This window comes from Paenibacillus sp. FSL M7-0420, from assembly GCF_038002345.1.
GTDB lineage: Bacteria > Bacillota > Bacilli > Paenibacillales > Paenibacillaceae > Paenibacillus_AQ.
Map to the genome: position 1 here is coordinate 4980177 of NZ_JBBOCJ010000001.1, position 26602 is coordinate 5006778.

Genomic DNA, 26602 nt, shown 5'->3' on the forward strand with positions numbered 1-26602 from the left:
ATAAGCCTCATCCGCTATAGTATTTAATCTCTTTATGTCTTGGTTACCGTTAAAATCGATAACCGCAGCGCGAGCTCGGCTTACTGAAATGGAATCGACCTCTAAATCCGCACCAAACCGGAGAATCCGAATATTACTATAGTAATCATTAAGTATGCTGCTGACTGGAGTGTTTCCGTTTATGTGTGCAGACTCGGCATACAATACCGGGCGCATACTTGAACGAAATCTAAGTATACGGATAGGAAGTGACCCAATAATGGCCTTTTTATCAACTGGACCGATCGAAAATAACCCGGTTAACGGAGTGAGGCCTACTCAGCAGGTTACCGTTAAAATTGATAACCGCAGCGTTGATTCGGCTTCCTCAGTATCCATTCAAGGGTATTATCTAAACGCGGGAACAAGAGTCCTGTACGTTAGCGAAGTCGTCCAAATTGCAACAAATCAAGTCATTACGAAGAATTATTACGCTGATTTTAATGGTTTTGAATTTATCTTTGTTACACCTGCATATATGACTGAATTGAGCGATTTCGTTCAAATCTCGGTGTGGGGCAAGAGCAGTACAGGTCAACTGGTAACCGCACACCGGTTGGTGTCTGAAGAACTGCTTGGAGAACATAACGGTGGAGGGAAAGGGCCGACTGGAGTGACAGGACCGACTGGTCCAGGGGGAGGGGCTACAGGGCCTACCGGAGTGACAGGACCGACTGGTCCAGGAGAAGGGGCTACAGGGCCTACCGGAGTGACAGGACCGACTGGTCCAGGAGAAGGGGCTACAGGGCCTACCGGAGTGACGGGACCGACTGGTCCAGGAGAAGGGGCTACAGGGCCTACCGGAGTGACGGGAGTCACTGGAGCTAGTGGAGCTACTGGAGCTACTGGCGTTACTGGCGTTACTGGAATCACAGGGCCTAATATATTGGCCACTCATGGACAATTTGTACCGGTCAATAACACAACAGTAACTAATAACGTCACGCTTAATATCCCGTTCATTACAGTATTTGCTCAGGGGATTACCCTTGGAGGTACCGGTGGTAATCAAAGTATAGTGATACCGGAAACAGGCATTTATTTTGTTGCCTACACCATTCGATTGTACATTAGTGATACCTCTGCAAGCGCCGATATTATAAGTATTGTACCTACCTTGAACGGTAATATTACTCCCTTCCCCTCCTATCTGTATAAAGCAGATGGAGGAACTCCTGGACCTGGCGGCCTGGCGCTGGCGGCCAGTGGTCTGATAAATGTAACCACGGTAGACTCAGAGCTTATTTTCCCAGTCTTAGCACAAGGAACTACGGGGTTAAACTTGCAAATCACAGGACAATCTAGCTCTAACACTTATAGTAATGTAAGCATATTTAAAATTTCTTAAATATAGAGCTAGAAAAAGAGCACAAGCAGGATGCCCAGTATGCGATTGAATGATCGCAAAGGCGCCCTGCTTTTTAATAATCATGAAGCCAACCGTGCCCTTGAGGCTAATGTATGCGGGAGACATCCTATTCGATTTTTCTCATACAATGGGCCGTTCGCCTTCCCGAAGGGGGGCCAAGAGGCTGGAAAAACACCAAAGTTAAAATAGGCATGGCGCTTAGACCTGACAGTGTTATTTTCACGCCCATGACTGCCTCTTACAAATACCCTTTAAGATTGTTGAGCACCACCGCATACCCGTTAGCATACATGTGGACACCGTCCATCGTGTATGCTTCTTTCAAATTCCCTTCAGCATCCATCAGCCCCTCATTGACATTAATGAACTCATAACCGTGCTTCATCGCCAGTTCCTCCACAGCCCGGTTCGCTTCCAGCAGCGCCGCATTGGTTCTCGTTCTGAAGTAGTTCTCACGCATCTCCTCGTCCATTCCGGGGAATTCAGCCTTGGCATTCACCGGATAATACGCCATAACATACACCTTGCACTCCGGCAGCCTGGCCCCGATCCGGGTCAGAATTTCATTGTAATTCGCAAGCAGCTTCCTGAGCTCATATTCACCATCCGCTGAACTGATGTCGTTGGTGCCGATATTAATGAACAGCTTCGAAGGCGCAAGCTCCAGCACACAGACCTCCAGCGCTTCGAGCAATTCCCGGGTCACATAGCCCGCAATCCCGCGGTTATAGATAACCGTCTGCTTCTCCAGCGTCTGCTGCAATTCATTCACCGGAAAAAACTCCATCAGCGAGGAGCCCGCCAGTACGGTCTGCCCTTTTCGCGCCAAGGTGTTCAGGATGCTGTACTTCTTCACCTTTTCTGCTTTCTCCTCTTGCATTTGCTTCTCCCACATTGCGTCAAGCTCTTCCTCAGTCAAGCTAATCTCCTCCGTTTCTGCTGCTCTACTCTATTGTACTCTGCTACTCTACTATTGTTCTACTCCATAACTAAACCTGCAACTCGCTCCAAATTGTGTCAGAAATATGGAAATTGATCTTCATGTAAGGTTTATGTTCTATGCACACGTGTTCCGTTATATGTTAGATATCGGGTGCGGTCAGAGGTGCACATCTGGCTGGTTTGCCCGCAAGGTGCCGGTACGCCGGACCTCAATTCTACAGTTGAAGGGCGGAATGTTTTTGAAAAAGGTAGTTGGCTTGCTCCTGTCGGTTGCACTGTTGTCTTCGTTCTATGTTGCCAGTCCCCCCGAGGTATCAGCCGCATCGCCAATTGTGGTGAATTCGACGATTGTAGTGAAGGCCGGGGAGACGTATAACGGCAACGGCCAGACGTTCGTCGCCAATCCGAGTACGCTTGGAGACGGCAGCCAGGCAGAGAACCAGAAGCCCATCTTCCGGCTGGAAAAGAATGCTACACTCAAAAATGTAATTATCGGCGCTCCCGGCGCAGACGGGGTGCACTGTTACGGCAACGCTACCATCTCCAATGTGACCTGGCAGGATGTCGGCGAGGATGCCCTGACCCTGAAGGCCTCCGGCACCGTCAATATTACAGGCGGAGGTGCGTACAAAGCCTACGATAAAGTGTTTCAGGCGAACGCTGCGGGCACCATTAACATTAAGAATTTCAGAGCCGACGATATCGGCAAGCTGGCCCGCCAGAACGGCGGCACCTCCTATGCCGTGAACTTCACCCTGGACAATTCGGACATCTCGAACGTCAAGGATTCCATCTTCCGCACAGACAGCAGCAGCAGCGCCGCCCGAATCACCAATACCCGCTACCGCAATGTGCCAACCCTGTTCAAGGGTTTTGCCTCGGGCAAGACCAGCCAATCGGGCAACACGCAATATTAAGGTAAAACAAGGTCAGAGAAGCTAGTGTGAATACACCAGTCTGATGCCCGCAACATACCGCCGTTAACAGTAACCGCCTCCATTTCCGGCTCCGCCGGGATGGAGGCGGTTTCAGTTCAGACGGACGGCCAAGCACACATGAACACGATAATCTCCGGGATGGAGAATTGGATTTATTTTGGACACATCTGCCCCTCTCAACTCTATCGACATGAACTCACATGATATGTTATTATGATACACTGATAACGTATTAACGAACTAAAGCAACCGATGCGGCAGGCAATCTACTAGGGGGATTAGAGAGATGAAGAGACAGGGAATATGGGTTCTATTAACCATCATGGCTATTGTACTAATTACAGGCTGCTCAGGCTCCGGTTCAGGCGGCAAGGACGGCAAGCTGGTGATCGGCATAGATGACAAGTTCGCCCCGATGGGCTTCCGGGATGACAACAATGAGCTTGTCGGCTTTGATATTGACTATGCGAAGGCAGCTGCCAAGAAGATGGGCAAAGAGGTGACCTTCCAGCCGATTGACTGGTCCGCCAAGGAATCCGAGCTGAACAGCGGGCGCATCGATATGATCTGGAACGGATACACCATCACGGACGAGCGCAAGGAGAAGGTGCTGTTCACCAAGCCTTATCTGGAGAATAGCCAGGTGGTAGTTGTGCTGGCGGGTTCATCGCTGGCAGCGCTTAAGGATCTGGCCGGCACAGAGGTCGGACTGCAAAGCCTCTCCTCTGCCGCAGATGCCCTGGATGCCAGTCCGATCAAAGCCGAGCTTAAGGACGTGACCGAATACCCCGACAATGTGCTGGCGCTGACTGACCTGAAATCGGGCCGCCTGGACGGGGTGGTCATTGATGAGGTTGTCGCCAGATACTACATAGCCAAGGAGCCGGATACGTATAAGCTGATGGAAGAATCACTGGCTCCTGAGCAATATGGTATTGGAATCAAGAAGGGCAATGATGAGCTGCTGAAAGAGCTGCAGAAGGCGCTGGACGAGCTGAACAGTGACGGAACCGCCGCTGAGATCTCAACCAAGTGGTTCGGAGAGAACAAGGTATTGAACTAGAAGCTATCGTTTAGGAGCCGGTTGAAGACATGGATATCGATTATATTATTAGAATTTCCGGACCGATGCTGGAAGGCGCCCGGACCACGGTGCTGCTGTTCCTGATCGTGATCGTGCTGTCCATTCCGCTCGGGATGGTGGTCACTCTGATGGCCAAAAGCACGCTAAAGCCGCTGTCCTGGATCGCACACGCTTATATTTACGTCATGCGCGGAACGCCGCTCTTGCTGCAATTGTTCTTCTTCTGCTTCGGTTTGCCGCAGATTCCCGTAATTGGGCAATATCTGGTTATGGACCGCTTCGTGGCGGCCAGCCTGGGCTTTATTCTGAATTACGGCGCTTATTTCGCCGAGATCTTCCGGGGCGGGCTGCTCTCGATCGATAAAGGCCAGCATGAAGCAGCCAAGGTGCTCGGCTTAAGCCGGTGGCAGACGCTGCGCAAGGTCATTCTGGCCCAGATGTTCCGGGTGGCGCTGCCTGCGGTTGCCAATGAGTCTATTACGCTGGTCAAGGATACCGCTCTGCTGTATGCCGTGGCGGTGCCTGAGTTGCTGAATTTCGCCAAGACGGCGGTGAACCGTGATTTTACCGTCACTCCTTTTGTCGTAGCGGGCGTTATTTATCTGCTGATGACCCTGGTGCTGACACTATTCTTTAAGCTGCTGGAGAGACGTTTCAAATTTGAGTAGAAGGGCTGTTTGGCTATGAGTAGCATGATTGAAGTACGGCAATTGAAGAAAGACTTCGGCAGCCTCAGTGTGCTGAACAAGATTAGCTTTGACATGAAGCCCGGCGAAGTCGTTGCCGTGATCGGCCCCTCGGGCTCCGGTAAAAGCACCATGCTGCGCAGTCTCGTGCATCTGGAGGAGGTCACCGGGGGCAGCATTTCGATCTGCGGGAAAGCGCTTGTTGAGAATGGCCGTTACGCCAGTACGGCAGCGATCAGAGACATCACTTCAAGTATGGGAATGGTGTTTCAGCATTTTAATCTGTTTCCGCATCTCAGTGTGCGGGACAACCTGGAGCTTGCCCCGCGCACGCTGAAGCGGGAGAGTGTCCAGCAGATCACGGCCAAAAGCCGGGAGCTGCTCGCCAAGGTAGGCCTCTCCGACAAAGCGGACGTCTACCCCTCCACACTGTCCGGCGGGCAGAAGCAGCGGGTCGCCATCGCCCGGGCGATGATGCTCAGCCCGGACATTCTTCTGTTCGATGAGCCCACCTCGGCGCTCGATCCTGAATTGACCGGCGAGGTGCTCCGCGTCATCCGCCAGCTCGCTGAGGAGAACATGACGATGATGATCGTCACCCATGAGATGAGCTTCGCCCGTGATGTCGCCGACCGCGTCTTCTTCATGGACCACGGGGATATTGCCGAATCCGGCACACCGGAGGAGATCTTCGGCAGCCCGAAGCTGGAGCGGACACGGGCGTTTTTGATGCGGGAGTAGGTGTGAGTAGAGCTTAACAGCTTGAGTAGTGCGTTGCAGCTTTGCGGCTGAAGCCACATGCTGGCCCGTCCACATAGCGGCCCCCTTCTGCTCATGGTGATTCTAATTGAAGAAGGTCTATCCCGGCCGTATGATGGCTTTGGGGATAGACCTTTTTTCTGGTTCAGATCAGTATGCGATTGTATGCTTACAGCTCATAGTGCTGCAGATGAAGCAAGTGGATTTAGTACATCTAATTTCGCGCTAGAGATACACTTCCTTATATTAGTTGGATAAACAACACTTACTGGGGCCGACTTTCGGCGAATCCTTATAATTCGGAAGATTAGATGTACTTTTTCCAACTGCTGCCCCGTAACCGGTCATTCGGAGCGCAATAAGTGCCTTTTTTCCACCTCTGCCCCAAGCTCGGACCAACTCCACTCTTACTTCAACCTACTCGCTCTCACTTCATCCAAGCTCACCCTTGCTTCATCCAACCTCGCACTTTCTCTGCCCCATCCACGCGCTAATCCGCGCTAATCCGCCCTAATCTGCCTTATTTAACTCTACTACTACTCCGCCACTTCCGCAGAAGACACCGTGCCTCCGGGCACCGGCTCCGCCGGCCCTATTGGCGCTGTCGGCTCCGGCTCCTCGTCCCAGCGCTTGCGGATGAAGAGCTGATAGAGCTTGACGATGATGATCTTGAGCATCATATAGACCGGAATAATGACCAGGATGCCGATGATTCCGCCGAAATCGCCGCCGGCCAAGACGAGAATGATGGTAGTCAGCGGGTGGATATCCATGCTTTTACCGAAGATATAGGGGGCCACCAGGTTATCCTGAATCTGCTGCGCAACGAGCACGACCACAATGGACCAGACCGCCGTAGACGGGGACTCAAACAGACCGATGATGAAGATTGGCACAGTAGACAGAATGGCTCCGATAAACGGGATAAAGTTCATCAGCACCGCCACCAGCGTCAGCAGCAGCGCATACGGCAGGCCAATAATCAGAAAACCGATGTACATCAGGACGCCCAGCGCCAGATTAACCAGCACTCTGCCGACGATGAAGCTGCCCATCACGCCGTCAATCTCGGCAATCACCCCCGCGCCCTCCTCGTGATAGCGTCTCGGGAAGAAGCTCACGAGCTTATCGCCGAACTTCCCGCCTTCCTTCAGCATGTAGAACAGCAGGATCGGAAAGGTGAAGAGCACAATTGCAAAATTAGAGACAAAGGAGAACAGCCCGGACACATAGCCCGTTGCCAGCGAGAAGCCTGTATTCAAATAGCCCATCAATTGGCTGGACAGGTTCATATTCTCGGGAATCAGACCCGACAGCAGCTCCGTGTTCTCCAGCTTACTTAGCTGCTCTCCCACAGCTCTCAGCACACCCGGCATATTGTTGCCCAGGTTCAGCAGCTGACTTTGCAGCGATGGCCATACGCCTACCGTGAAGCCCAGCAGCAGAACAGCAATGACCAGATAGACCAGCAGGATCGCCAGCGTCCGCTTCAATTTGCGCGAGGACAGGAAGTCGATCAGGGGCCGAAGCAGATAATAGAAGAATACGGCCAGCATTAACGGCACCATCACAACATTGAAGAGCGAGATAATAGGGGTAAAAATAAAGTCTACCAGTGAGCTGACATAGATAATGCCCAGCACCAGCAGCACGGCAATACAAATGCGGATGAACAAATTCAATTTGGCCATAGTTGACTCCCGTTCCGTTATTTTGAGCAGCGTTTCTTGTTCACTTAAATATAGCCGGGGTTTCTTAATTCAGACTAAACCAAGTCTAAAGATAAGCTAAAGATTTGGTCTTCAGGCCGGAATACGACTATGTTTAATTCCCTCATGAAACGGCTCTGGGATAGACGGGTATCTATTTGCCGAAAAGAAAGCTGCTGTCTGCGCGGTTAGCCGATAGTTTGGACTACATTGCCTTCCTGGTCTTTGATGTAAGTCTTGCGGATCTGCACCTTCAACGCTTTGGCGGCAGACAGCCGCAGCTCCCCTTCCTTGGGCTGGAGCTTCGCCTCCAGCTCCAGGACTGCCTCTTCTGTCAGACCGATACTGACAAACTCCTCATTGACCCTACTCTCGTTAGCAGGTCTCAATTCCAGCATCACCTGCCGCTTCTTGCTGGTCAGCGTCAGCGGCTTCCCCTTCAGCAGCCGGCCGCGCAGCAGCTTGGCTATAATCGGTGCCTGCCGTGCGCCTATAGTCAGGACGGCCGGTGCTGTGCCGATCAGACGGCTTGTGCCAGGCTCATAGCCCAGCTCATCCACATACAGAATGCCCGTCTGGGAACCGTCACGGTCGATACCCTGACGCACCGCTTCCTGGATGGCCGGAAGTTCGAGCAGTGAACCCCGGGCAAGATCGGTGATATAGTGGGGGAGAACCTCCCTGCCGGCCTCCAGAAAGGCGTTGGTATTCCAGGACATCATCGCTTCCAGCTCGTCCGCTGTGATCCCTACCATCTGCAGAAATTCCACACGGCCGTTCGGCGTATCCACAGCCGGAAGCTCCGGGTCATCGGTGAACGCCAGCGCCGTCAGCCCAGTATCTGCTCCCAGGCATATCGGACCATTGGCATCCAGGTGATGGCCGGAAGCAAAGATATTGCCGCTGGAGAACACATATCTGGCCATGTTCTGCAGCAGATTGATCGCCCAGGCCGGAGGCTCCTGCTCGCCTGCACTGCGCGCCAGGCGGAAGGTCAGCTCGAAGCCGTAGCCGCTGTATTCAGGGTCCTCAGACTCCTTCTCGAACAGTTCGGTGAAGCCGAAGGTTACGAAATGCCAATGCGGATAGGGCTGCTCGGCTGCATAGGCGCTGATTCCGTTCAGCGGGTCATTGCCTCCCAGGCTATATGGCAGCATAGCCGCATAATGCTTCGGCGTCTGCTCCCCGTATAATCTCGTCATCTGTTCCTCTATAGCATCCCAGCCGATAGCTTCCACTTCTTGCTCACTCATCTTGTTCCCTCCGGTCTCAGATTTATGTATAGCCGATACTTCCATAACCGGCCTAGAATCTCCCGTTCATTACCCTAAATTCCGTAATCATAACCAGCGCCAAGCGCCTCTCTCCCCTATAGCCGTACACTTCCTGAGCAACACCTCCAGCTTGCAAAATAACCCCACACCCCAAACCATATAAATCCTTATTCTTGCAAAAAAACGGCAAGCTCATCTGACGAGCTTGCCGTTTGTGTATCTTCATTAATAAAGGTATCAGTTAACACCGACCAGCAGGTCCTTACGGGCTACGCCGCTCTTAGCTGCCGCTTCGGCTACAGCCATGCGGATTCTCTCTACTACACGCGGATCGAAGGCATCCGGGATGATATATTTCTCGTGCAGCTCGGATGGGTCAATCACTGAGGAGATCGCCTCTGCTGCCGCCAGCTTCATGTCTTCATTGATATCTGTGGCTTCACAATCCAGCGCCCCTCTGAATATTCCCGGGAAGCAGAGCACATTATTAATTTGGTTCGGATAGTCGGAACGGCCGGTCGCCATGACTCTTACATGCGGCGCAGCAATCGCAGGATCAATCTCCGGCATCGGGTTCGCCATAGCGAACACAATCGGATCTGTGGCCATGTTCAGCACATCTTCCAGCTTCAGCACGTCCGGTGCAGAGACGCCGATGAAGACATCCGCGCCTTTGATTACATCGGATAGACTTCCGATTTCAAGATAAGGGTTCGTAATCTGGGCGTAATCGCTCCAGTGACTGCGCTCATAATCCGCCAGCCGGTTAATCGCGCCCTCCCGGTCCACGCCGATCAGGTTCACCGCTCCGGCATGCAGCAGCATTTTGGAGACAGAGATGCCGGCTGCGCCGATGCCGTTGACTACGATTTTGACGTCCTTGATATCCTTGCCGCATACCTTAAGCGCGTTCAGGAGTCCGGCTGTCACGACAATTGCCGTACCATGCTGATCATCATGGAAGACCGGAATGTCCAGCTCGGCTCTAAGTCTGGCTTCAATCTCGAAGCAGCGCGGAGAGGAGATGTCCTCCAGGTTAATGCCGCCGAACGTCGGGGCAAGCGCTTTTACAATCGCAATAATCTCTTCGGTATCCTTGGTGTCCAGGCAGATCGGCACGGCGTCGACGTCTGCGAATTGCTTGAACAGCGCCGCTTTGCCCTCCATGACCGGCATGGCCGCCTTCGGCCCGATATCGCCCAGCCCCAGTACAGCCGTGCCATCGGATACGACAGCTACGGTATTCTTCTTCGTGGTTAGCTCATAGGCCTGGGACTGATCGTCGGCAATCGCCTGACAGACCTTCGCCACACCCGGCGTGTAGACTTTGGACAGGTCGTCTTTGGACAGAATCGGATGCTTCAGGGTAGTTTCGAGCTTACCGCCTTTATGCAGCAGCATAATTTCTTCTAATAGTTCCATGGGTGTCTCCTCCATTCAACTGGTAACCGCTTGCTTATTCAATTCTTCTAAGATCCTTCTATATCTAACGGAGCTTCCTGCATCCGGAACCGTACCAGACCCGTATGCAGGCCCGTCAACTCTGCATTTCATATACTCCCTTAGTCATTCTCCGCGATAATTATCGGATTGGCAAGATAAAAGCTGACACCTGAAAATTGTCCACGATTTAGACACGATTGGATACGATTTCATGTGATTCAGGCGTCTCTTCTGCTGATTGAGCACCTTGATTAGCCACCCCATACTGCGATGAGCAGCGTGGCCACAACTACTGTAATCGCTCCGCCGATACGGGTGGAGATCTGTGCGAACGGCATCAGCTCCATGCGTCCCGAGGCAGACAGAATGGCTACATCGCCCGTTCCGCCAAGGCCGCCGCGGCAGCCGGTAACAATCGCCGCTTCAACCGGATACATATTGACCCATTTGCCGGTAAAATAGCCGGTGATCGTCATCGCCACGATAACGGTAGCGCAGACAATAATATAAGGAAGCGAGATCAGAGCTGCGACATCCTTCAGCGGAATGTACAGCATCCCTAGGCCGACCATCAGCGGCCAGGTTAAAGTGCCGGAAACCAGCTTATAGAGCTGATAAGCACCCTGCTCAATTTTGGCAGGCAGCAGCTTGGAAATCTTGAGCAGCGCCGCTGCGAAGATCATCAGGATCGGACCCGGAATGCCGACGAACGGCGACAGCAGGTGTCCGGTGATGAACAAGCCGCAGGCGAACAGCAGGCCCGCACCCATCAGCAGGAAGTCCGGCTTCGCGCTGTCATACGTGCTGCCCGTCAGCTTCTGGCCGTCCTTCGACTTTACGAGCACACCGTTACCGGTGATGGACGGATTTTTGTCAGCCATCCGCTTAAGCAGTCCCGCGCCGATAATAGCAAACACGTTGCCGATCACCGCCGCCGGAATCATCTGCGCCACATACGACCCGGATTCGCCGCCAAGAATCTGCGAGAACGCGATGGACAGTGGGAGAATCCCTTCACCGACGCCGCCTCCAATAATAGGCACAACGATATAGAATAACGTCCGGTGTGCGCTATAGCCGAGCAGCATCCCTACGCCCATCCCCGCAGCGACTGCGGCGATTGTTCCGGCCATCATCGGAATGAAAATGCGGATGAATCCGTTGATTAGCGTGGTACGGTTCATACCTGTAATACTTCCGGCTACCAGAATCGAGATATACAGGTACAGGAAATTCGATGTCTTCATCAGCGTGTTGACCGACTCGAGCACCGAAGGGTCCAGCACATTCCAGAAGACCAGGAAGGATGGGATCATTAACGAGAGAATCGCCGGACCGCCGATATTCTTGAGAATCGGAAGCTTGAAGCCCAGATCACTGAGCAGCACCCCCAGTACAATAATTACTGCAAAGCCGCCGATCATGTCGTTTGGCAGTTCACCAAGCACAGAAGCCGCAAAAATAATGAGTGCAAATACTACATACAATGGGAGCGGAATAACGCCTACTTTTAAATGCAGAAGCTTCTGGACGAAACCCTGCTCTCCCTGCTTCAGTACAACAGGCTGCTGTTCCGGTACCGAAATCGGGGGTTGAATTGCTTTTTGCATGTTAACCTTACCTCCTTAACTCTTTTACAAATTCATCATAGCTGCTTTGAAAGCGCTTTTGTTTTTATGAAAGTAATAAAGGGGTTTTGTAAATTATTAAAGTAAGCGCTATCAGAAGTGGGAGCTGGGGGACGCTGGGATTGGCGGGGATTAGTAGAGTGGATTGTAGAGTAGGTTAGTACAGCGCATTAGTGTAGAGAATTAGTAAAGAGCATTGGTAGAGGGCAGTGGTAGAGGGCAGTGGTAGAGGGCAGTGGTAGAGGGCAGTGGTAGGAGCATTGTTGGTAAATGATATTAGTAGAGTGCTCCAATTGGTCGAATCTGACTATAGTTGCTGGGGAGGGCGTAGATGGAGTCGGGTAGGGTCAGATGGAGACAGGTAGTATCAGGGGGAGGCAGGTAACATAGTTAGTATCAGGGAGTTGCAGACGTAGCCTGATTACATCAGGTGCATTAGTGCTCTTCATTTTGGCTTACCACTGACTTTTGGCTAATTCTGGTGCACTTCTGCTCTTGATTTGCGTCTACCGCCAACTTTCGGCGGATTCAGGTGCATTAGTGCTCTTCATTTTCGCTGGACGCCGACTTTTGGCTGATTCAAAGGGATTTTTCCCTTTCATTTCACCTCCCAGCCCGCTTCCGCTCTCTGCGCAATACAAAAAGCTCCGCCGCAGGTTGCACGGCAGGAGCTCCAGAAATAGTTAGTTATACTCTCACGCACTCAAATATACTTAGTAATCAATCCCTTACCGTTCGGAGCGAGCCGGTATTTCTGCACAGGCCTGCCGATGCTCCCGTAGACGAGGTCCATTTCCAGCACTCCCATCTCCGTTAGCCCGATCAGATATTTGCCGGCGGAGACGCGGGAGATTCCGGATACCGCTGAGATCTCCTCAGCGGAGAACAACTCGCTGCCGCAGCCTTCCACGGCACGCCAGATAGTCTGGAGTGTCTGACGGGTGAAGCCCTTGGCTAGTTCATGAGATGTCGTCCGTTCCTGCTTGAACCGGGACAGCCTGTCCAGCTCCGACTGGTTCAGCCGCTCCTGGCTGCGGAACAGCTTGTTCTGTTCCCGGTATCCATTAAGCGCCGCCCGGAGCCTGGAGAATTCAAACGGCTTAATCAAGTAGTCCACCGCTCCGTTCTGTAGCGCTTCCTGAATGCTCTCTTTGTCACTCGCCGCCGAAATCACGATGACATCGATCTTCACGCCTCTGCGCCGGATCTCGGACAGCAGCTCCAGCCCGTTGCTCTCCTTCATATAAATATCCAGCAGGATCAGGTCATAGGCCTGCTTCTCCAGCATACCCAGCACTTCTTCCGCCGAGCTGGCCCAGCCATCGGCACGGAAGCCCTCCACTTGCTGCACATAAAACTTATTCATCTCCGATACCATAGGATCATCTTCAACGATAAGTACTTTTATCATAATCGTTATCACCACTCTTCATGGGCTATCCACCCTTTTCATGATTAATTTAATTCTTCGCTCTATACGGGATCTGCACCGTAAATTCGGTGCCTTCCCCCTCCAGGCTGTCATACGTAATCGTCCCGCCCAGCTTGTCTACACTTCGCCGCACCAGATACAGCCCTACGCCCCGGTCTCCGCCTTTGGTCGAATAGCCCTGCTCAAACAGGTGATCTCCATTCTCCGCCGATATGCCCGTCCCGTTATCACTAACCTTAAGGGTAAGCTGGTTGTCCTTATGCCGGAACCCCATCTCGATCTGCTTGTTGTCCGCGCCTTGGAGCGCCTCCAGCGCATTGTCCAGAAGGTTGCCCGCGATCGTGACCAGCTCCCGCGCCACCTCGTGATCCGCCGCTTCAGGCAGCAACCCATCATCCCGGATAACCAGCCGCACATCGGCCTCCCTGATTCTACTGAGCTTGCCGAGCAGGAAGCCGACCATCACCGGGTCTTTGACCAGCCGGACCACCGAGTCCGCCTCTGTCTGGATATTCTGCACAATATCCGTGAGATATTCCTCAAGCCGGTCGTATCTGCGCATCGTATTCAGTCCCATTATGACATGCAGCTTGTTCATGAACTCATGGGTCTGGGCACGCAGCGCTTCGGCGTACAGAGAGATGCCGGAGAGCCGCTCCATCAGAATACTGATCTCAGTCTTGTCCCGGAACGTAGCAATCGCGCCTTCGATAATTCCGTTCACCCGGACCGGGACCACATTCACCAGCAGCGTGATGCCGCTCTGCTCCACTTCCTTGTCCTGCAAGGCCTCTCCGGTCTCCAGCACCTTCTCCATCCGCAGCAGCGGCCAAAACTGCCCGGCCTGCTTACCTACCGGTTCCTGGTTCAAGCCGACACTGCCCATCAGCCTGCGTGCCTCGGCATTCACCAGGGTAATCCGCGATTCCTTATCGACGGCCAGAATCCCTTCTTTGGTCGATTGCAGCATGGCGCTGCGCTCCTCCAATAACTTGGCGATCTCTCCCGGCTCCATGCCGAACATCATCCGCTTGATTTTGCGGGCGAGCAGGATAGCACCGAATATCCCCATCAGCCCGCCGACCAGGATGCCCGAGTAGATAATCCAGCGGTTCTGCTGAACGGCGGAACGGACGCTGCCAAGCGATATGCCTACAGCTACTGCTCCAACCTGCTTGCCGTCAGCGGCGAAGATCGGTGAGAACGCTCTCACAGAATAACCAAGCGAGCCTTCAGCCACGGATATGGTCTCCTTGCCATGCAGTGCATCGGTCTCATCCCCTCCCATGAAATGCTTGCCGATCAGGGCCGGATCGGGGTGGGAACGGCGAATCCCTGCCATATCCATCACCACCACGAACTGGACATCATTAATCGCGCTGATGTCGGTTGCATAACGCTGAATGCTGCCGGAATCGGACTCTGCAAGCAGCCCGTCCACCACCCCCGGTGTACGCGAGACCGTGCGGGCAATGGTGATGGCCTTGTTCTCCAGAGAAGCCCGGGCTTCTTCGGAGAATCTCATGCCGAACATTACATACACAATCAGCAGCACCAGCACGACGATGCCGCAGGTCATCAGGGTGATGGCGGTCTGAAGGCGTAATCTTTTTGTACCAATTCTCACATTGCTCCACCTTCAGGAAATTTTTCTCGATTATAACGCAAAAGTATTCAAAGCGCGATATTCACAATTCAAAATAATTCGGCTAAGATCCCGTAATCACCGACTGGTTCCGCCCTCTGCTTTTCGCCAGATACAAGGCCTGATCCGCCTTCACAAGCAGTTCCGTAAGGTCAGCGGCATGGGAAGGGTAGTGGGCAATTCCCTGTGAAACCGTAAGCTTCGCCGCAATCGGCCCCTGGCTCCGCTCAACTGCAAGACGGATTCGCTCAGCAGCGCTGAAGGCTTCCGCAGGCGTAGTCCGGGCCAGCAGAATAACGAATTCTTCCCCGCCGTAGCGGTAACAGATATCATCCGGGCGAAGCGAGGTTACGATGACCCGGACAACATGCTTCAGAACCTCATCACCCAGGTTATGGCCGTAAGTGTCATTGACGAGCTTGAATTTATCTATATCCAGCATCACCAGCGAGAAGGGAGCACCGGAGCTTATCCGCTGGTTAATCGTATGTTCCAGGGATCTGCGGTTCATCAGACCGGTCAGCACATCCGTTGCAGCTTCATGGGTCAACTGCTCAGTCTGCTGCTGGATATTGGCCAGGGCAAGTGACACCCCGTCTGTCAGTAAGTACGCCTCCCGGCTCCAATACCGCTTCGCTTCCTGCAGCTCTATATGTTCCTTGCCCATTCTGCTTACGACATCTGCCAGATAGACGAAGGGACGGGCAAACTTGCGGGCCAGCAGAATAACGCCCAACAGCAGCAGAATGAACGGTAAGGAGGAATACCCGATCAGGGTACGGAAATGCCCGATCAGCTCCTTATGAATCTGGCTAATCGGGGAGACGACCACGATACCCCAGCCATTGGCGGGCACACTGGAATAACCGGCCAGCATCTCGATGCCCCGGGTGTTCGTGACACGCTGTTCTCCGCTTTGCTTATTCATCAGCTGCTGCACAACCTCATTACTGCTGACATCTGTGCCAATCCGCGTTTTATCCGGGTGATACACCAGATGCCCTTCTGAATCCACAATATAATAATAAACCCCCGAATCATCCTCCTGTCCATTGTCAAAAATCTCAGACAGCACATTATTCTCCTGAAGATAGATGGTGCCGCTAATAATTCCAGCATAGGTTCCCGCAGCATCGAAGATGGGCTGGCTCAAAAATACGATTAACCGCTTGGTATTGGCCGTCAAATAAGGGGAAGAAATATACGGCTTGCGGAGCGCTAATGCTTCCTTGCTATTCTCTGAGGTGATGTGCTTGCCTGTAGTCCCTATGCTCGCAGGTGAGACATGGCGGATGAATCCGCTGGCGTCCACCACGGTGATGGAATTGAAGAAATTGCTGCTGCTGCGCATCAGATCCAGGGAATCATTCACTTGCTGCGGCGGCATAGCTTCTATGTCAGACAGCCGGGCGGCGTTGTATTCCAGAGTCCCGTGCATGGACTGAAATAAGGAATCCATGGTCCTCGACATACGGTCAGCATTGAGGTAATTCAGGTGAAGTGTGGTCTCCATTAATGACCGCTTCTTGGACTCATAAGAACCAAGCAAAAGAATACTCGAAGTTAGTAAGACCACCAGCGTCACCAGACCTGTGAGCAGCGTGGTAAGACTCAGCTTTTTACTTTGACGAAGCTTGCGCTTCAACCTTATATACAAAACTGCAATCCTCCTTGGAGCAAGAAACGCAAAGATAAACCCATCATACCGCAAATACTGATAATGTTCGACAGCGGATTTATGGCAGAACAGACGGCGAATGTATCCCGGACATAGCAGAATAAGCCCGCACAAGCGAGGCTCATCTTCAAGCAGTTATTCAAGTTCCGGTTCACCCTACGCCTGCAAAATCTCATCTACCCGCGCCGATGCACCCTTCCAGGAAGTCATCAGCGGAAAAGAGTACTGCTCACGTGCCCTAAGGTTCCACGGATGCGGGATACAGAGCACCTTCTTCCCTGCCTGTACCGCAGGCAGCAGGTTATGCGGGCCGTCATCAATCAGCAGGTCGTAGCCGATGAGATGCTTCCGCTTGCAGGTGAAGAAATTGTCGGCCGGGATATACGGCATATGCTTTTGCAGCCAGTTCCATTTCTCCAGCACCGTCTTCGGGACAGCGGCCGTCACAATAATAACATCATAGGCATTGTGCAGCTTCTCCATCTCTTCCACCACATATTCGTCGAAGAGCTCCAGCTCCTCGTACAGGCCGGGTCTGCCGAAGAACAGATCCATGGTGCTGTCCGGGTGGCGCAGATGGTCTGTGTTCCAATCCATCATATCTTCGTAGCGAAGCGGATGTGTAGGAAATTCAATGTTGTTGTGGTATATCGCACGCTTCACGAGATGGCAGATCGTATCGTCCATATCGACGGCGATGATCGGTTTATGCATTGATTCTCCTCCATGTACATTTTCATTTATTTTCATTTATTATAGGCAACCGGGGAATGGGTGTCCAGACTCGCGGGCTATATGGGCCTTGTTCCAACTGCGGTTGTGCACCAAAACCGAAAAGTCCACCTTTTTCATATTCCGCTAAACCTGTCATATACTATTTTATTATCAGAAACATTCTAGTCGTGGGCAACACAAAAAGGAGGTAATACAGCCTGATGAACCTCTCTGTCCTTGAGGAAGACCTCGAAGCTATTCTTGGCAATAATTTACCCTGGCAAGAGTTCTCCGGCCGCACAGTACTTATTACCGGAGCCAGCGGCCTGATTCCCTCCTATATGGTGGATACCTGTATGGCCTTGAACAGCAAGCGGCTTCTGAACTCCCCGGTGCATGTCCTTGCACTGGTAAGGAATGAAGCGGCTGCCAGGAGCAGATTTGCCCGGTATCAAGATAATCCCAATCTGGAGATTCTGGTTCAGGATGTCTGTGAGCCGGTAAGTTGGCCGGGGCAAGTGGATTTTATTATCCATGCTGCCAGCCAGGCTAGTCCCAAATACTACAGCGTCGACCCGGTAGGCACCTTATCCGCCAATGTGACTGGAACCCTCAATCTGCTTACGCTGGCCAGGGAGAAGCAGGTTCAATCTATGCTGTTCTTAAGTTCAGGCGAAATATACGGAGCGGTACCAGAAGCCTTTATACCAACGAAGGAGGAGGACTGGGGTAACGTCAACCCCATGAGCGTCCGGTCCTGTTATGCGGAGAGCAAGCGAATGGCTGAAACCATGTGCACATGCTGGCATCATCAGTATTGCGTTCCCGTGAAGGTCGTACGCCCTTATCATACTTACGGTCCGGGAATGAAACTGGATGACGGGCGGGTTTTCGCTGACTTCGTCGGCAATATTTTGAACCGCCAAGACATTGTCATGACTAGCGAGGGTACCGCAATACGTGCTTTCTGTTACCTGGCAGATGCCACAGCCGGGTTTTTCACCGTCCTTTTGAACGGCGCGAGCGGCGAAGCCTATAATATTGGCAATCCCGACGGAGCGGCCAGCATCTCTGAGCTTGCCACAACTCTGGTAAAACTATTTCCCGAGTATGGACTTAAGGTAGTAAGAACGACACACTCAGGCCATTATGTTCCCAGTACGATCGACAAGAATATCCCGGATATCACCAAGGCTATGAAGCTCGGCTGGCGTCCTTCGACAGGAATAACAGCTGGTTTCGCAAGAACAATTAGAAGTTATTCCGCCGATTATAGAAAGGAAGGTACGATATGACAACACCGCTATTCTCAGAAAAACAAGCATTGCTTGAAGGAAGACTCAGTAAGCCCGAATTTATCGCAACCATGCATGAGAGGTATCACCAGCTCTTATTTGCCTATAGCCATTACATTAAGGAGACCGATATTGCCAGGATCGAAATCACAGATGACAGTGTCATTATGGTCACCAGACAGCATGGCTTCAAGCTGCTGTGCAATCCCCATGATCAGAGAACCGTTCCCATAGAAATCCTTAATTTTGGCGCGTACGAGCAGGAGGAACTGGAATGTATCTTTAATCTTCTGTCATCAACCTCCGTCATTCTGGATATAGGGGCCAATTGCGGATATTACTCCCTGCATCTGGCACGCCATTACCCGTCAAGCAAGGTGTACGCCTTCGAGCCTGTCCCTGCCACTTTCGAGAATCTGCAGAGAAATCTGGATTTGAACCATGTTGCCAATGTGACGGCGTATAATGTAGGACTCTCCAATAAGGCTGCTACGCTGCCTATCTATTTCTATAAACAAGGCTCAGGCAACAGTTCGTTGCAAAATTTATCGGGCGGTGAGGAAGTCGTACAAGTGGATTGCAAATTCCGTACTTTGGATTCGTATATCGAAGAAATAACAGAGCCGATTGATTTCATTAAATGCGATGTGGAAGGCGCCGAGCTGCTAGTGCTGGAGGGGGGACTCGACATGATCAGGAAAAACAAGCCGATCCTGCTGTTTGAGCTGCTCCGTAAGTGGGCTGCCAAATTTAACTATCACCCTAATGATGTGCTGCAAATTCTGGAGCAGCTTGATTACCGTTGCTTCGCAGTAGAGTCTGGAAAAATCGCTCCTATCGAAAAAATAGAGGATCATACAAGGCAAACCAATTTTGTATTCCTGCACAGGGATAAGCATGCTGCAATATTCCAAGTAGAATGAGCTGATAAAACATATAAATTAATTAAATAATTTGAAAAAGCACGCCGCGTCCTTTTGTAAGGGAGCGCGTGCTTTTTTGTGCTTTTTATACGGATTGCCTAAGAAGTGTATTCAAATCGCCGTTATCTCCGTGACCGTCCCTTGAATAGGTTGACCACGAACAGAACCGCAGCGACAAAGAGCAGAAGATGAATCAGATTGCCCATGACATGAAAAATAAAACCAAACAGCCAAGCTACAATAATCAATCCGATTAATCCCCACAGCATAAGCTTACCGCCTTTCTCTTTCCGGGTTATTTGTCTCTATTTTACCCTTGTGGCGCGGGATTCAAACGGTTGTCCGGCAGTTATGGAAGCTGTTCACTTCTATGAGACCGGCAGATCCGGCCAGGGAGACAGTTATTTCATGACACCGGAGATTGCTTAATGACGGAGCGTGCTGGTATACTGTTTTTAAATAATACAATTGTATTGTAAAAAGGAGACAAACCTATCCCCATGACCAACTCTTCAAGTCATCCGAAACCTGCTGCGCTGAAACTGCGAAGCAGGCCGCTTAAGCTACTGCTTATTCTTGTATCTGCCATCCTATTTCTCATAGGATCCGGGTTCCTATATGAAGCCATTGCCACAAACTCCGCCCGTAAAAGCTATCCTGCACCGGGTCAACTGGTGGATGCCGGAGGCTATAACCTGCACATCCGCCAGTTAGGAGCGGGAACGCCGACTATTATTCTGGAAGCAGGTAGCGGTGAAACCAGCCTGTCGTGGAGAGATATTCCTGAACAGTTAGCAGAACATGCTACCGTGGTCACTTATGATAGGGCCGGGTATGCCTGGAGTGAGCAGGCCGATTCGGAACGCTCGGGCGCCAATATTGTGCGTGAACTGCACACGGCACTGAAGAATGCAGACATTCCCGGCCCCTACCTGATGGTCGGCCACTCTCTCGGCGGCATGTATGCCCGGCTGTTCACTCAGACTTACCCGGACGAAGTCACCGGACTGGTGCTGATCGATGCCAGACCCGAGAATGACGACCGCGAGACGAAGCCGATTCTGGCCGCCGAGAATATCGCCGGCAACCCCAGCGCTTCCCTGCTGAGCCTGCTCAAGCGATCCGGTGTGCTGCGGCTATTCCAGGATCAGCTACTAGCAGGGCTCGTTGCGCCACAAGACCGCGGGGCGTTCATTAACGTCATATCCACGCCTGCCTATTTCGCTGCCAAAGAGCAGGAAGCAGCGCTGGCAAGCTCTACCGAGAACGCGATCCGTGGACAGCACTTCGGCGCACTCCCGGTAAAGGTGATTGCCCGTGGACTGCCTCAGGACTACGCCTCCTTCGGAGTCTCCGAAGATGCAGGCCGGCGGCTGGAAGCGATCTGGAGGGAAGGCCAGCGTAATATGCTGAAGCTCTCTTTCAATAGTGAGCTTATTGTCGCCGGGAAGAGCGGGCATATGGTCATTCATGATCAGCCGGAGCTGGTTGTGCAGACGATTCTCGGTATGCTCGCCGCAGGGAAGTGACCTTGATTGCAGCAAATTGCATGCAGCATGACATTTCAAGCTGCATTCATTATGGGTACATCGACTTGATTACATTCCAGTTGGCATGCATAGACAAGGTTACCGGGGAACAGCCCTTGGGCATCAGAATGCCAAGCCCATAGCTATGCTCGAATTGTAATGCATAGTACTGCTTCTGAAGATCTTCCCACAGGCGGTGCACGCCGAAGTCGTCTTGCATAGCCGCAATATCATGGAACAGAATAACACCTTGATCCGCCAGCTTCGGCAGCCAGGACTCATAATCATGCTTAACCGCCTCATAGGTGTGAAGGCCGTCAATATGCAGCAGGTCGATGCTTGAATCCGGGAATACATGCAATGCCTCATCGAAGGTCATGCGCAATAGGCGGGAGATTCCAGGGTAATAGTTGCTTGACGAAGATTGTACCGACTGATAAATAGATTCATCATAGAGCCCTGAATGCTTGTCGCCTACCCATGTATCGACTGCATAACACTCCGTTGCAAGCCCATGATCCTTGACCGCCTGACAGAAGGCGAAGTGGGATGCCCCGTAATAGGTCCCTAATTCTACGATCTTGCCAGGCAGCAAATGAAGGACCAAATCATAAGCGAACCGGCGGTGTCCTTCCCAGGCGGTATTCAGATGCGTCCCCCGCTCATCCGTTTCAAAAACAGGTCTTCTGCTATTCCATACATTCATGTGCACACCTCCTGACGCAATCATATCCTGGCTCACGCCTGCGTAACTTCTTGATATGAGCCAGTGTATTCGAAAGTAGAAAGATTGGAATACGCATCTGTCCGCCAAAACTACCAGATTGTCCGGATTGCGCACGAAAAAACGGTACAAACCAAAGCTCAATTTTGAATGAGCATCTAGTTTGTACCGCTTAACTTCCATTTCAAGTCACTTCACTAACAGGGTGCTGCTTAGTCCTCCAGCTCAAACACCTGCGTGACGATCTTGTAGCCGTCCACCGTCTGCTCCGCCGCCGCAAGCTTCGAGACACGGCGCTCCAGCACATCACTCTCATAGACAGCCTCTGCCTTGAAGGCAGGCTGAACCTTGAGTTCAGCTGGTTCGCCGCCCAGGTTGTACCAGCGGGCCACGAGATCGTCCGTCTCCTCTGCCATCTTGAGGGTCGAGAAGGCCAGCGGCGAAGCACTGGAGTTCCAGCTTAACCACTGCCCCGATACCGGCAGGGTCACTCCGCCTGAATGCGGACGTCCATTCACGGCCGGAACACGTGTAGCAGGACCTTGGGTCTGAAGGACCGTCCACGGAATCTGGTACTGGTAAGCTTGGGCATAAGCACCGGATACCGCTCCGTCACCTGTATAAGGGATGATCGCGTATTCTACGGATTGCTGGCCCAGGCACTGTGCCTCCGGCGTCTCGAACACACCCCAGTCTCCGAGTTCAGAGGACGAGCGCAGCAGGGTTACTGCAATGGTGTTTTTGCCATCCAGCAGTACCTCGTATTCATTCAGGCCCTTGTTCGCAACCGCAAGCCCATGGACTCCGTCCGCTACGCTGACGAAGACCTGCTGATGCTGGGCATTACTCGGATTGATCCACTCTGCCGCAGGCCGGTTATTGCGTCTGGCCACCTCGAACACGGAGTCAGCATAGTGGTGGTCCGCTTCAAACCCTGTAGGGAACAAGGCTCTGAGCCGCTGATCCTTAGCCTGATTGTTGAAGCTGGTGCTTACCTGCAGCATTCCGCTCCCAGCTTCCAATGTATAGTGGGTGGTCAACACAAGCGGCACCATCTGAGCCGAACGCTGGGCTGTGCGCTCCGTGAATGGTACCATCTGCTGCTTCTCGGTAAGGAAAGTCTCGTCTGCACTGGCCGGAACCTCCCAGCGCAGCACCGTCTTCATCACCACACGCGACGGGGACTGCTCCTTGATTGAAATCTCAGCCGTCAAGCCTTCGGTAGTCAGCACCTCGCTGCCTTCCGGCTGACGGTACACATACTCATTGCCGATATCCCCGGTGTTCTCATAGGCATTCAATCCGGCATAAACCGCACCTGATTGCTTGTCTGTAACAGTCACGGTACCGTTGTCCGCAACCGCAACGATCAGCTTGGCATTCTCCATGGTATGGCCCTGGACATGTACACTATCCAGCACGGCTGCTTCCGCACCGGCGGCAGCGGCAGCGGGAACCATAGCATACGTACGGTACCCAAGCGCAGCCACCTCCGCTGCCGGGAAGCTCATCCGCACCTTACGCGCCATATAAGGCTGGCGGAAGCGGTCCTTGGGCAGCTCATACCCGAAGTGAACCCCGAGATCCTCAATCTGGGCCGGATAGACTTTGCCTTCTTCGTCCATAACCTGCCATTCGCCCAGCGGCTCCTGCTTCAGCTCCCGTGCAAGCCCCTGCGGGGTTGGGCCTTGAGGGAAATATTTCTTCGCCGTAATCAGCTCCACCGTCACCATTCCGGTTCTGGACCAGCCGCTGGTATTAAATACGGTGAACGGAACCGCATCGGGTCCCCAGGCCGCTACTCCGGCCACATCAATGGCTTCAGTAAGCGCAGCCGCGCTCTGGGCGGCAATCGCCTCAGCCATCTGGCTGCTCTTGGCGAACCGGGTCACCATCTCGCGGTGCACCTCATCCACGCTGCAGCCGCAGATGCTGTCATGCGGATGATTCTGCATGAGCGTCTTCCACGCATAGGTCAGCAGCGCATGCGGATAGGCCTGTACCCCGGCCAGCGCAGCGAACGCCGCCAATGGCTCAGCCACCTTTTCCAGCAAGGTCTGGCCGGATTGGTTCAATTGCTTCAGATACACCCGCGATGAGGCTGTGTTTACCAGTGTGCCCCATCCATCCGTATGCTGGCTGCGCAGCTCCCCTTCCACCGTCACCAGATCGCCTGGAAGATTGTCTTCCAGCGCCTTCAGGTACTCGTCGAAATTGGAATGCACGAACTCCACATCTGGATACAGGCTGGAGGCGGTGCGGATGGCCTCCGACAGATCGGTCTGAATCGGCTGATGATCGCAGCCGTTCATGAACAGCAGATGCGGAGTAGAAGCGAACTTCTCGGCGTCTGCGAGATTCTTGTCCCAGTATGCCTTGGCGGCAACCGGGTCTGCCGGAACCTCCATGCCGTTACAGTACCAGTTGGCGAACAGCACACCCAGCACCTCGGAACCGTCCGGGGAACGCCAGACCATCTCGGAATAAGGAGACTCGTAGGTATCGTTCTCGCTGACTTCATTATTGAAGCCTGTCGGCTTCACGCCGCGTCCGAAGATGGCATTCGTAATTCCAGCCTGCTGGAGAATCTGCGGCGCCTGGCCCATATTGCCGAAGGAATCGGGGAAATATCCGGTTTTGGAGATGATCCCGAACGGTCTCGCATCCATATGCCCGATCAGCAGGTTGCGCAGATTTGCTTCCCCGCTGGTCAGGAACTCGTCCTGGAGCACGTACCACGGACCGAAATGAATACGTCCTTCCCGGATACAGCGGTCCAGCCGCTCTCTCTGCTCCGGGCGGACCTGGAGATAATCCTCGCGGATGATGGTCTGTCCGTCCAGGTGAAAATAGCGGTAATCCGGATCTTGATCCAGCGTGTCGAGCAGTTTATCCATCAGTTCAATCAATAACAGATGATGATGTTCATAAGGCATATACCACTCGCGGTCCCAGTGGGTGTGCGAGATGATATGTGCTGTTTTTTTATTAGCGATGTTGTTATCTAGGTTGTTAGCCATATCGGTAACCCTCCATTATCCTTTGGTTGCTCCGCCCATGCTGAACCCCTTGGACATATACCGCTGGGAGAACATATACAGCACTACGGAAGGCATCGTGTAGAGCAGTGAGAAGGCAGCGAGTCTGCCATATTCGACCATACCATGGCTGCCGAAGAATTGATAGATTGTGACAGAGGCCGGCAGCTTCTCCGGTGTCTGGAGCAGGATGTACGGCACGAAGAAGTTCCCCCAGCTGCCCGAGAAGGTAAAGATCGCAATCGTCGCGATACCCGGAAGCATAAGCGGGGCCACGATTCTCCGGAGTCCGCCCCAGACGGAGGCCCCGTCAATCCAGGCTGCTTCCTCCAGATCGATCGGCACGGAGTCCATGAAGCTCTTCATCATCCAGATCCCGTAGGGCAGGGAGGAGGATGTGAGGAAGAGCATGGTCGCGAAGATTGAGTTCTGCAATTTGAAGAACAGGAACATCTGAAATACCGGAACCATAACCGCCGTAATCGGCAGAGCCGTCATGAAGAGGATGCTGAGCAGGAAGCTTTTTTTGAAACGCATCTCATAACGGGATAACGGGTACGCAGCCAGTACGGATGCAAGAACAACAAGGGTTGCCTGCCCTCCGGAGAGAATGATCCCTACGCCGAACGAGCGCAGATTGCCGCTGTCCCCGAGCACTGCCGAGAAGTTATCCAGCGTAAAGTTGGGGAATTTAATACCCTGCTGGGCATTTGTATCAAACGAAGCGAGCAGAATCCAGAATAACGGCAGCAGGAAGCAGAGTCCCAGAACCACCAGAATCCCGTATTGGATATTACGTTGAAGCCTATGCTTGACCACAGTGATGCACCTCCTTCAGGGTTAGACCTTGACTTTCATAGATTTCATATAGAACAAGCTTGCAACAATTCCGATCACCAGCAGCACGAGCGAGATCGCGGTGCCGTATCCGAACTGATAATTGACGAAGGCCTGGTTGTACATAAATACCGGTAAGGTCTGAGTGGCCGTTCCCGGTCCCCCTCCGGTCATGGTATAGATCAGTGTGAATACGCCCAGTGTCTGGAGCGTGACAAGCATCATGTTGGTGACGATCGAGCCTTTTACCATAGGAATGGTGATGTAACTAAGAATCTTGAAGTTGCTCGCTCCATCAATCGTGGCGGCCTCCTCAATATCCTTGGGAATCTCATCGAGTGCAGATTGATAAACCATCATCGAGAACGCGGTGCCGTGCCAGATGTTGGCAATGATGACACTCACCATCGGGAAGCTGAACAGCCAGGAGACCGGGCTAATGCCAAACCAGCCGATGATCTGATTGAGGGACCCGTTATCACTGAAGAACGCTACCATACAGAAGGCGACAACGATCTCCGGTGTAACCCACCCCGCAATGACGATAATGCCGATGATCCGGCGGAAGGTTACATTCTTCTCTTTCATTAGCAGGGCCAGAATGAAGCCGAGTACGACCTGCCCGATGACCGCTGAGAAAATCAGGAACACCAGGGTTCTCCAGACGCTGATCCGGAAATCCGGGTCCTGGAACATGTTCGTGAAGTTCTGGAAGCCGATGAATTGCAGGTTACGGGCAGCACTCCCCGTCAGAGCCATGTTGGTAAAGGCAAAGCAAATGGTCAATATAATCGGTACAATAAAGAATATCAGCAGCAGCAAGACAGAAGGCGTCAGAAATAAAAATGCGCCCCGCGACTTCCTTTTCATAGGTCACTCCCCCTCCAAATCCGAAAGAGGAGAATAGCTTCTCCTC

22 protein-coding genes are annotated in these 26602 nt (G+C 52.6%); 8 read left to right on the forward strand and 14 right to left on the reverse strand.

Annotated features, from left to right (window positions below; translation table 11 throughout):
• Positions 1-259 precede the first annotated feature (259 nt).
• Complete coding sequence (locus MKX51_RS21315; RefSeq protein WP_340993754.1) at positions 260-1387, forward strand: hypothetical protein; 1128 nt, start codon at positions 260-262, stop codon at positions 1385-1387.
• Positions 1388-1646: 259 nt separating this feature from the next.
• Here the strand turns inward: MKX51_RS21315 and MKX51_RS21320 are convergent, their stop codons facing one another.
• Complete coding sequence (locus tag MKX51_RS21320) at positions 1647-2327, reverse strand: GDSL-type esterase/lipase family protein (protein ID WP_340993755.1); 681 nt, start codon at positions 2325-2327, stop codon at positions 1647-1649.
• 256 nt (positions 2328-2583) lie between these two features.
• Here MKX51_RS21320 and MKX51_RS21325 point away from each other — a divergent pair, with 256 nt between their 5' ends.
• From MKX51_RS21325 to MKX51_RS21340, 4 genes are all read left to right on the forward strand, one after another.
• Positions 2584-3267, forward strand: coding sequence for a pectate lyase (locus MKX51_RS21325; protein WP_340993756.1), 684 nt, complete (start codon positions 2584-2586; stop codon positions 3265-3267).
• 343 nt (positions 3268-3610) lie between these two features.
• Positions 3611-4351, forward strand: a complete 741-nt coding sequence (locus MKX51_RS21330) for an amino acid ABC transporter substrate-binding protein (protein ID WP_445322075.1) — start codon at positions 3611-3613, stop codon at positions 4349-4351.
• 29 nt (positions 4352-4380) lie between these two features.
• Positions 4381-5040, forward strand: coding sequence for an amino acid ABC transporter permease (locus MKX51_RS21335; RefSeq protein WP_340939179.1), 660 nt, complete (start codon positions 4381-4383; stop codon positions 5038-5040).
• 15 nt (positions 5041-5055) lie between these two features.
• Positions 5056-5799, forward strand: coding sequence for an amino acid ABC transporter ATP-binding protein (locus MKX51_RS21340; protein ID WP_340993757.1), 744 nt, complete (start codon positions 5056-5058; stop codon positions 5797-5799).
• Positions 5800-6353: 554 nt separating this feature from the next.
• On the opposite strand, the gene MKX51_RS21345 is transcribed toward MKX51_RS21340, so the two are convergent.
• The 8 genes from MKX51_RS21345 to MKX51_RS21380 form a co-directional block, all read right to left on the reverse strand.
• Positions 6354-7508 carry an AI-2E family transporter gene (locus tag MKX51_RS21345; RefSeq protein WP_340993758.1) on the reverse strand — a complete coding sequence of 385 codons (1155 nt, stop codon included), beginning with the start codon at positions 7506-7508 and terminating at the stop codon, positions 6354-6356.
• Between the two features lie 206 nt (positions 7509-7714).
• The gene (locus MKX51_RS21350; protein WP_340993759.1) at positions 7715-8779 is read right to left on the reverse strand and encodes a suppressor of fused domain protein; all 1065 of its coding nucleotides are present in this window, start codon (positions 8777-8779) and stop codon (positions 7715-7717) included.
• Between the two features lie 258 nt (positions 8780-9037).
• Positions 9038-10222 carry an NAD(P)-dependent malic enzyme gene (locus tag MKX51_RS21355; protein WP_340993760.1) on the reverse strand — a complete coding sequence of 395 codons (1185 nt, stop codon included), beginning with the start codon at positions 10220-10222 and terminating at the stop codon, positions 9038-9040.
• A 272-nt stretch (positions 10223-10494) separates the two neighbouring features.
• Positions 10495-11853 carry a 2-hydroxycarboxylate transporter family protein gene (locus tag MKX51_RS21360; RefSeq protein ID WP_340993761.1) on the reverse strand — a complete coding sequence of 453 codons (1359 nt, stop codon included), beginning with the start codon at positions 11851-11853 and terminating at the stop codon, positions 10495-10497.
• Between the two features lie 721 nt (positions 11854-12574).
• Positions 12575-13282 (reverse strand): response regulator, encoded by a 708-nt coding sequence (locus tag MKX51_RS21365; RefSeq protein WP_340993762.1) that lies wholly within the window; start codon positions 13280-13282, stop codon positions 12575-12577.
• Between the two features lie 49 nt (positions 13283-13331).
• Positions 13332-14930 (reverse strand): DcuS/MalK family sensor histidine kinase, encoded by a 1599-nt coding sequence (gene dcuS, locus MKX51_RS21370; RefSeq protein WP_340993763.1) that lies wholly within the window; start codon positions 14928-14930, stop codon positions 13332-13334.
• An 82-nt stretch (positions 14931-15012) separates the two neighbouring features.
• Positions 15013-16605: a sensor domain-containing diguanylate cyclase gene (locus MKX51_RS21375; RefSeq protein ID WP_340993764.1), complete on the reverse strand. Its 1593-nt coding sequence runs from the start codon at positions 16603-16605 to the stop codon at positions 15013-15015.
• Between the two features lie 177 nt (positions 16606-16782).
• On the reverse strand, positions 16783-17340 hold the full coding sequence (locus MKX51_RS21380) for a 5' nucleotidase, NT5C type (protein ID WP_340993765.1): 558 nt from the start codon (positions 17338-17340) through the stop codon (positions 16783-16785).
• Between the two features lie 221 nt (positions 17341-17561).
• Here MKX51_RS21380 and MKX51_RS21385 point away from each other — a divergent pair, with 221 nt between their 5' ends.
• On the forward strand, positions 17562-18635 hold the full coding sequence (locus MKX51_RS21385) for an NAD-dependent epimerase/dehydratase family protein (protein ID WP_340993766.1): 1074 nt from the start codon (positions 17562-17564) through the stop codon (positions 18633-18635).
• Positions 18632-19558: an FkbM family methyltransferase gene (locus MKX51_RS21390; protein ID WP_340993767.1), complete on the forward strand. Its 927-nt coding sequence runs from the start codon at positions 18632-18634 to the stop codon at positions 19556-19558. Before MKX51_RS21385 ends, MKX51_RS21390 begins: the two co-directional genes overlap by 4 nt.
• Positions 19559-19680: 122 nt before the next feature.
• On the opposite strand, the gene MKX51_RS21395 is transcribed toward MKX51_RS21390, so the two are convergent.
• Entirely contained in the window at positions 19681-19827 is a 147-nt protein-coding gene (locus MKX51_RS21395) for a lmo0937 family membrane protein (RefSeq protein ID WP_340939168.1), read from the reverse strand.
• A gap of 231 nt (positions 19828-20058) precedes the next feature.
• Between MKX51_RS21395 and MKX51_RS21400 the strand changes: the two genes are divergently transcribed.
• Positions 20059-21087 carry an alpha/beta fold hydrolase gene (locus MKX51_RS21400; RefSeq protein WP_340993768.1) on the forward strand — a complete coding sequence of 343 codons (1029 nt, stop codon included), beginning with the start codon at positions 20059-20061 and terminating at the stop codon, positions 21085-21087.
• Between the two features lie 49 nt (positions 21088-21136).
• Here MKX51_RS21400 and MKX51_RS21405 read toward each other — a convergent pair whose 3' ends face one another.
• The 4 genes from MKX51_RS21405 to MKX51_RS21420 all read right to left on the reverse strand — a co-directional run bounded on the left by MKX51_RS21405 (position 21137) and on the right by MKX51_RS21420 (position 26556).
• A complete protein-coding gene (locus MKX51_RS21405) occupies positions 21137-21793 on the reverse strand; it encodes a class I SAM-dependent methyltransferase (RefSeq protein WP_340993769.1) in 657 nt (218 codons plus the stop codon).
• Between the two features lie 230 nt (positions 21794-22023).
• Entirely contained in the window at positions 22024-24831 is a 2808-nt protein-coding gene (locus MKX51_RS21410; RefSeq protein ID WP_340993770.1) for an alpha-mannosidase, read from the reverse strand.
• Between the two features lie 15 nt (positions 24832-24846).
• The gene (locus MKX51_RS21415; protein WP_209871669.1) at positions 24847-25668 is read right to left on the reverse strand and encodes a carbohydrate ABC transporter permease; all 822 of its coding nucleotides are present in this window, start codon (positions 25666-25668) and stop codon (positions 24847-24849) included.
• A 21-nt stretch (positions 25669-25689) separates the two neighbouring features.
• A complete protein-coding gene (locus MKX51_RS21420) occupies positions 25690-26556 on the reverse strand; it encodes a carbohydrate ABC transporter permease (protein WP_036699600.1) in 867 nt (288 codons plus the stop codon).
• Positions 26557-26602: the final 46 nt, after the last annotated feature.